Genomic DNA, 6,743 nt, shown 5'->3' on the forward strand with positions numbered 1-6,743 from the left:
TCATAACTATATGCTGCTGGCATGCTTACCATCACTACTATAAATCCATATCTTACCTTTTTTGGACTATTATGAGAAGTGCTATACTATTTCTTCATTGAGATATTCTCGTTCAATGAAATTTCCACTAGCTATTTTAGGTGGAATGTTCCACCGTTCAAATAGATCTTCTCTAGGTTTGAGACTATAAAGATGTTCTATAACTTCCCTAAAATAATCGTCTTTTCTTGTTAGATAAGAAACTTTGCTACCCTGTTGTGCCCACCATTTCCCTACCTTGTCATATACACGGACAAAAACTGTATCAATATCTTCTTCCCCTGATATTTTGTATATATTCCCTATTTCTTTCTTAATAATATCATCTAATTTTGAATGATTAGGTTGATCAACTACAAACCTTATTCTAAGTAAAAAATCTTCTATTTCATCGTCACTACCACAACTGAAGTATTTTTTCAGTTCAGTATGATTTTTTATTTTGTAGCACGTTCCTTTTTGACCTTCATAAATATTTAAAGTGTTATCATTTGTTAACTTTGACTCTTCCAGATACTTCTCTAATGTTTCTACGTTTCCTTGCTTCTCTGTACCTTTTTTTAGGTTCACATTGACATTAGTATGAATGACAAGCGTAATATCACTGTTCTTACACTCAGGGTTTTGCTTAGTCTCAGGATGAGATTCAAAATATTTGTTTAACCCGAAATCTTCTTTCTGTTGCTTTCTATCATTTCCATCAATAAACAAATCTTCAAAAGTAATATTCTTCGAAGAGCGATGTGTATTGCAGTGCTTAGCTTGAACCAAGATAATTCTCGATTTGTTCTTCTGATCTTTATACTCAAAAAAAATATCATCAAAGGCTCCAAAACCTTCTATGTTTGATGCTAACCAAAAGTCAATTTTACTACTTAACCCATGAAGTAGATACAGCATTAATAATTTTACTTCATACTTGCGACCATGATCACCTGTTGATGTGCCATCTCTCTTCTTAAATGTACGATTACTAAGTACTTCAGACTGTTTGTTTTCTACATTCATACCCTACTAAACCTACGAATAACTTCTTTCTATAAAAAATTAAAGTCACCAAGTGCCTAAGATAATGCAACAGATTCTTTAACATTGTAATAACAGTGCCGAACAGGGTCAATTTTGTTTGCTGTCTTAAGCATAAAGATTCCCCGAATCTAATATGTCATTGCTGCAGGCTGCATTTAGTAATATAATCTCATATTAAATAAGACTTTACTTAAGTTTATGCTAGATTCTCCGCTAATTTTGACAGCCATTCTTATATTTTTTATTTTTACGTTGTCATTCCTTTTTATAAGAAAGATATTTGGATCAACAAACAAGAAGATAATAAAATCCTTTAGGAAAATTGTTCAGCAAATAAATGCATTAGAAACAGAAATGCAGAGCTTATCTGATGAGGAGCTTGCTGGTAAAACTGAAGAATTCAATCGAGAATTGAAAAATGGGAAAACGTTAAATGATCTTCTCGTACCTGCATTTGCAGTTGTGCGTGAAGCCTCTCGAAGATTTCTTAACATGAGGCACTTTGATGTTCAACTGATTGGTGGAATGGTGCTCCACAATGGCATGATATCAGAAATGAAAACAGGAGAGGGAAAGACACTCGTTGCAACTTTAGCAGCATATCTAAATTCCTTAGAAGGGAAAGGCGTACACGTCGTAACTGTTAACGACTACCTTGCAAAACGAGACACAGAGTGGATGAGCAAATTATATAATTCTCTTGGGGTTTCTGTTGCGTTTATTACGAATAACTTGACAGACGAAGAGAGGAAAGAGGCTTACAGTGCAGATATCGTGTATTCCACAAATAACGAGCTTGCCTTTGATTACCTGCGAGACAATATGAAATTTTCTCAAGAAGACATGGTTCAGAGAGGCTTTCACTACGGAATAGTTGATGAAGTGGACTCAATACTCATTGATGAAGCTCGCACTCCGCTTATTATTTCTGGCCCGGTTGAGGAAAACAATCAGATATATAAGCATATCAATAAAATAGTAACCAAATTAGTTGACTCCGATTATGAAGTAGATGAAAAAGGTAGAACGGTATTCTTGACTGAAGATGGTATTTCACGAGTGGAGGAACTACTAAGGTCATACAATCTCATTCCTGAAAATTCCTCGCTCTATGATACTGACAGCATGATAATGACTCATTATATAGACCAAGCATTACGTGCACATAAGCTGTTTACTGCTGATAAAGATTATATAGTAAAGGATGGCAAGGTAGTGATTATTGATGAATTTACTGGGCGTATGATGGAGGGCAGGAGATATTCCGATGGTCTTCATCAGGCACTTGAAGCGAAGGAGAATCTTGAAATTCAGCATGAAAATCAAACTTTAGCATCGGTCACATTTCAGAATTACTTTCGTATGTACAATAAACTTTCCGGAATGACTGGAACAGCAGCAACAGAGGCAGAAGAGTTTCGTGATATATACAGATTAAATGTAGTAAAAATTCCAACCAATGTACCTGTAAAAAGAGTTGATATTGATGATGAAATTTATGGCACAGGAAAAGAAAAATTTAATGCCGTGTTGAAGTTTATAGAAGAATGCTACAAACGCCTTCAACCGGTCCTTGTTGGCACGGTAAGCATCGAAAACTCTGAGAAGCTTTCTGCGCTTTTGCAAAGCCATTCTCTTAAGCATTCAGTATTGAATGCTCGTTATCATGAACAAGAGGCGTACATAATAGCGCAAGCTGGGGTGCCAGGTAGTGTCACTATAGCAACTAACATGGCAGGGCGTGGAACTGATATTCAGCTTGGTGGAAATGCTGAAATGATCGCAAAGGTAGAGCTCAAGAAAATAAAAAATGCTGATGAAAGAGAAAAAAAATATCAAGAAATAATTGAAAGAGTAAAAAAAGATAAGGAAATTGCTATAAAAGCTGGTGGTTTATGTGTGGTTGGAACCGAAAGACATGAAAGCAGGAGAATAGATGATCAATTACGCGGCCGTTCTGGTCGTCAGGGGGATCCTGGACTTTCTAAGTTCTTTTTATCGCTCGAAGATGACCTAATGAGAATATTTGGTTCTGATAGAATGAGAAGCTTTTTACAAAAAGTAGGGTTAAAGAATAACGAAGCTATTCATCATCCATGGATCAATAAGGCACTCGAGAAAGCGCAAAAGAAAGTTGAAGCTAGAAACTATGACGTGCGGAAATCTCTACTTAAGTTTGATGACGTAATCAATAACCAACGTAAAGTTATTTTTAAGCAGAGAAACAATATCTTAGGCAACGAAATTAATGATTTGTTTGAAGTGTATAGCGAAGTAAATGAGAGCGTAGTAGAAGGTATAATCCAAAGTGGCTATTACGAAGATTATGTTGAAGATATAGCCAAAGAATTCCATACAAGGTATGGAATAACTCTTGATAAAGAAGATTTAGCAAAGTTTTTGAATAAACAAGAAGCTTTGAATTATATAAATGATAAGATACAAGAATTTTTTACTGAGAAAGAAAAATATTTCAACAGTCAGCACACTACAGATTTGTGGAATACGATCGTGAAGCAAATGATGATAATGACACTTGATCATTTATGGAGGGAACACCTTTCAGTTCTAGAGAGCCTAAGACAAAGCATAAGCTTACGTGCTATGGGGCAGAAAGATCCACTGAATGAATTTAAACGCGAAGCTTTCTTGATGTTTGAGTCGATGCTTGAAAAATGGAAGGAACTCACCATTCATCGCCTAGCGCACTTTAAGTTGGCAGACAACCAAGAGATAGGCAATAGATTACATTCTGCTAGAAATAGCAGACTTCCCAAAGTCTCAAGAAACGACAAGTGCCCTTGTAATTCTGGAAAGAAGTACAAACACTGCCACGGCGCGGTTACTGTGGTGAATTAATAATTATGGTTGTACAGTTTGTTTATTTCCATCAACATTACTGCAGCTAACCTCACTTAGCTTACTGTTTAATGAATACTCTGATGACTTATATGTAACTCCATAGGTAATACTACCAACGATCAGTGCAGATGCTACAGTAATTCCAATTATTGCTAGTGCAGGTAATGCAGTGGCATAGGCAAGTACTAGTGGAACTACAACAGCAGATATAACACCAACAGTAATTCCTGCTGTTATAGCTTTAGGTCTATGAATAAATGATGGATCTGCACCATAATTTAGTAGAAGTTTTGCTACTTTTGGATGTTGATAATTTAGTCTTGGATATTCACCATGAGTGTAATAAACAGCATAATACAAAGGAGTCCTTCCGTCTTTATCTTGTACATCAACACCTGCCCCTCCTTTTAATAGAGCCTCTGCTATTTGTGTATACCCGTTCTCAGCAGTATAATGCAAAGGAGTTTTTCCATCTTTACCTTGTAGATTAACATCTGCTCCTTTTTCTAGCAAAACTTCTACTACTTGTGTGTGCCCATGTCCGGCAGCATAATGCAAAGGAGTTCTTCCTTTTTTATCTCGCGCATTAACATCTGTCCTTCCTTCTTTTAGTAGGATTTCCACCATTTGTACATATCCACACTCAGCAGTATGATGCAAAGGAGTAAATCCACATCCATTTTGTACATTAGTAGCTCCTGCCCTTAACAGAAGCCTTACCATTTCTATCTTATTCCCAAGGTGAACAGCATAATCTAAGGGAGTGAATCCCTTTCGGTCCTGCATGCTAACGTCTGCTTTTTCTGCAAGTAAGATTTCCGCTACTTGTGTATGTCCGTGCTGAGCAGCACAATGCAAAGGAAAGCCGTCATTAATATCAAAACCATTTGCCACCAAATGCTCTGCTAATTTTGCACAATTAAATTTAGCTGCGAATTGTAGTAAATCACCACATGGAAACTTCTTTAGATCAAAATTATTTTTTTCCCACCGTTTAAGAAATTTTTCTATAGTTCCTAAATTTCTTTCATTGGACTTAGCCTCTATTTCAGCTTTTATTTTATCGGCTATATTATCCTTGTTCAGGTTTTGGCTACAATTGACTGCTATTAGTATTTGACCTAATCCCTGCATTTTTTTCTCCAAGATATAAAATTTTATTATGGCATATGAAGTGGATTATGTCAATGAAAACCTAAGAAACTGGTTCTTCTTTTTTTCTATAGCTTTAGGTTTACCTACAATTTGAAAAACAACAAATTCGTCATTCCGCTACTCGTTAGCGCCTCGGCGGTATGATGTAGGAAAACCTTTCTTGGGTTAGCTATAAAGTTAAAATTCGACCAGGGCAGCCGCAACAAGGTAGCAAACGCCATCATGTCTTTAGGAGAGTTTGCTAATGAAGGCTCTTAAGTTGACGCCATTGCCTGAACGGATACGCCAATTTTTATGTTCATTTGTAACCGTTTATTATTTTACACCCCAGTCTTTTTCAAATATTGCTAGCCCTTGGTCAGTAAGTGGGTGATTAATTAATTGTCTAAGTACTTTTGCTGGCACAGTAATTGAATCAGCACCAAGCCTTGCAGCTTCTATTACATGCGCTGGGCTTCTCACTGATGCAACAAGAACTTTAGTATCAAAACCGTAATTAGAATATATAGTACATATATCTTCTATTAGCGATAAGCCATCATAGCTTATATCATCAAGGCGACCAACAAAGGGGGAAATAAAACAAGCACCGACCTTAGCGGCAAGCAGTGCTTGTCCAGGAGAAAAACATAATGTGATGTTAACAGGTATTTTATGCTCTGTCCATAACTTTTTACAAGAAATTAATCCTTCATGTATAAGAGGTAATTTGATCACAACATTATCAGCAATTTTTGCTAAATTCAGACCTTCTGTGATCATCTCTTCATGGCTATCTGCAACAACTTCAACACTAACAGGCCCTTTTATAATAGAGCATATTTCACGCACTAAATCCTCGTATTTATCTTTACGCCCGGACTTTGCTATTAAAGAAGGATTAGTTGTTATGCCGTCAATGAACTCCTTTAGTTCTTTAATTTCATTTAAATCAACGCTATCAAGAAAAATTTCCATATTAATCTCCTATAAAAAAAATACCCTTGCAAAATCTTGTCATCCTACCGCTTGACTTACAACCGTATGAACTTCCTGCGTTGTAAACATCAAACGGCCGATAACACAACTGTACAAATATTGAGACATAAGAGTAATTTGTACCAAGAAAAAAGATGTCATCCCAGTGCCCAGACCCCTTAGACAATGTACCATCTTTTGATTTTGTCCATTCTGGGCGGGGTTTTCAAGTTCTTTGATCTTAAATACTACATCTACTTTATCAAGATCAATGTTGACTTCTTTTACTAATGTCCTAATAAGACTACGTTTGGCTTGCCAACCTAGGTCCGATTTAACACTAGAATAAAAGCCCTTTATGCTATTTGTAATAAGATTCATTTTCTGCCGTATTCCCTTTTACCTTTTTCTTCTCTCCTTTAATCTCTTTTAAACGTTCCTTCATTTTTTTTATTGCCTGCTTAAAGTCTTCCTTACTTATAGTTAGTGCATACTTTGTTGCCGTAAAAACTTCTGGTACCCAGACAATCGTAATAAGTATACACAATCTTTGTCAACTATTTTCGGCACTGGTATATGAATCCAATTCTCTTCATCTGTACTATAAATAGAGTGACCTTACCCAGAAAAAGTGGAGAGAAAGAAAAGAGTTTTTTTGGGTAAAATAAAATTTTGGAGGATTAGAAATGGTAAGAGAATAT

At 36.0% G+C, this 6,743-nt stretch carries 6 protein-coding genes; 1 reads left to right on the top strand and 5 read right to left on the bottom strand.

Features of this window, described 5'->3' with window-relative positions; all coding sequences use genetic code 11:
- Positions 1-81 precede the first annotated feature (81 nt).
- Positions 82-1,047, bottom strand: a complete 966-nt coding sequence (locus tag OZD66_RS05485; RefSeq protein ID WP_275022450.1) for a hypothetical protein — start codon at positions 1,045-1,047, stop codon at positions 82-84.
- A gap of 219 nt (positions 1,048-1,266) precedes the next feature.
- On the opposite strand from OZD66_RS05485, the gene secA reads away from it, so the two are divergent.
- Positions 1,267-3,927, top strand: coding sequence for a preprotein translocase subunit SecA (gene secA, locus OZD66_RS05490; protein ID WP_259348549.1), 2,661 nt, complete (start codon positions 1,267-1,269; stop codon positions 3,925-3,927).
- 3 nt (positions 3,928-3,930) lie between these two features.
- Here the strand turns inward: secA and OZD66_RS05495 are convergent, their stop codons facing one another.
- From OZD66_RS05495 to OZD66_RS05510, 4 genes are all read right to left on the bottom strand, one after another.
- Positions 3,931-5,064, bottom strand: a complete 1,134-nt coding sequence (locus tag OZD66_RS05495) for an ankyrin repeat domain-containing protein (protein ID WP_182367536.1) — start codon at positions 5,062-5,064, stop codon at positions 3,931-3,933.
- Between the two features lie 336 nt (positions 5,065-5,400).
- Positions 5,401-6,042, bottom strand: coding sequence for a fructose-6-phosphate aldolase (fsa, locus tag OZD66_RS05500; protein WP_155968460.1), 642 nt, complete (start codon positions 6,040-6,042; stop codon positions 5,401-5,403).
- 39 nt (positions 6,043-6,081) lie between these two features.
- Entirely contained in the window at positions 6,082-6,423 is a 342-nt protein-coding gene (locus OZD66_RS05505; RefSeq protein ID WP_182367539.1) for a hypothetical protein, read from the bottom strand.
- Positions 6,404-6,589, bottom strand: a complete 186-nt coding sequence (locus tag OZD66_RS05510; RefSeq protein ID WP_006280029.1) for a hypothetical protein — start codon at positions 6,587-6,589, stop codon at positions 6,404-6,406. The genes OZD66_RS05505 and OZD66_RS05510 overlap by 20 nt, the downstream gene beginning before the upstream one ends.
- Positions 6,590-6,743 lie beyond the last annotated feature (154 nt).

It is taken from the genome of Wolbachia endosymbiont of Drosophila baimaii, assembly GCF_028982185.1.
GTDB lineage: Bacteria > Pseudomonadota > Alphaproteobacteria > Rickettsiales > Anaplasmataceae > Wolbachia > Wolbachia pipientis.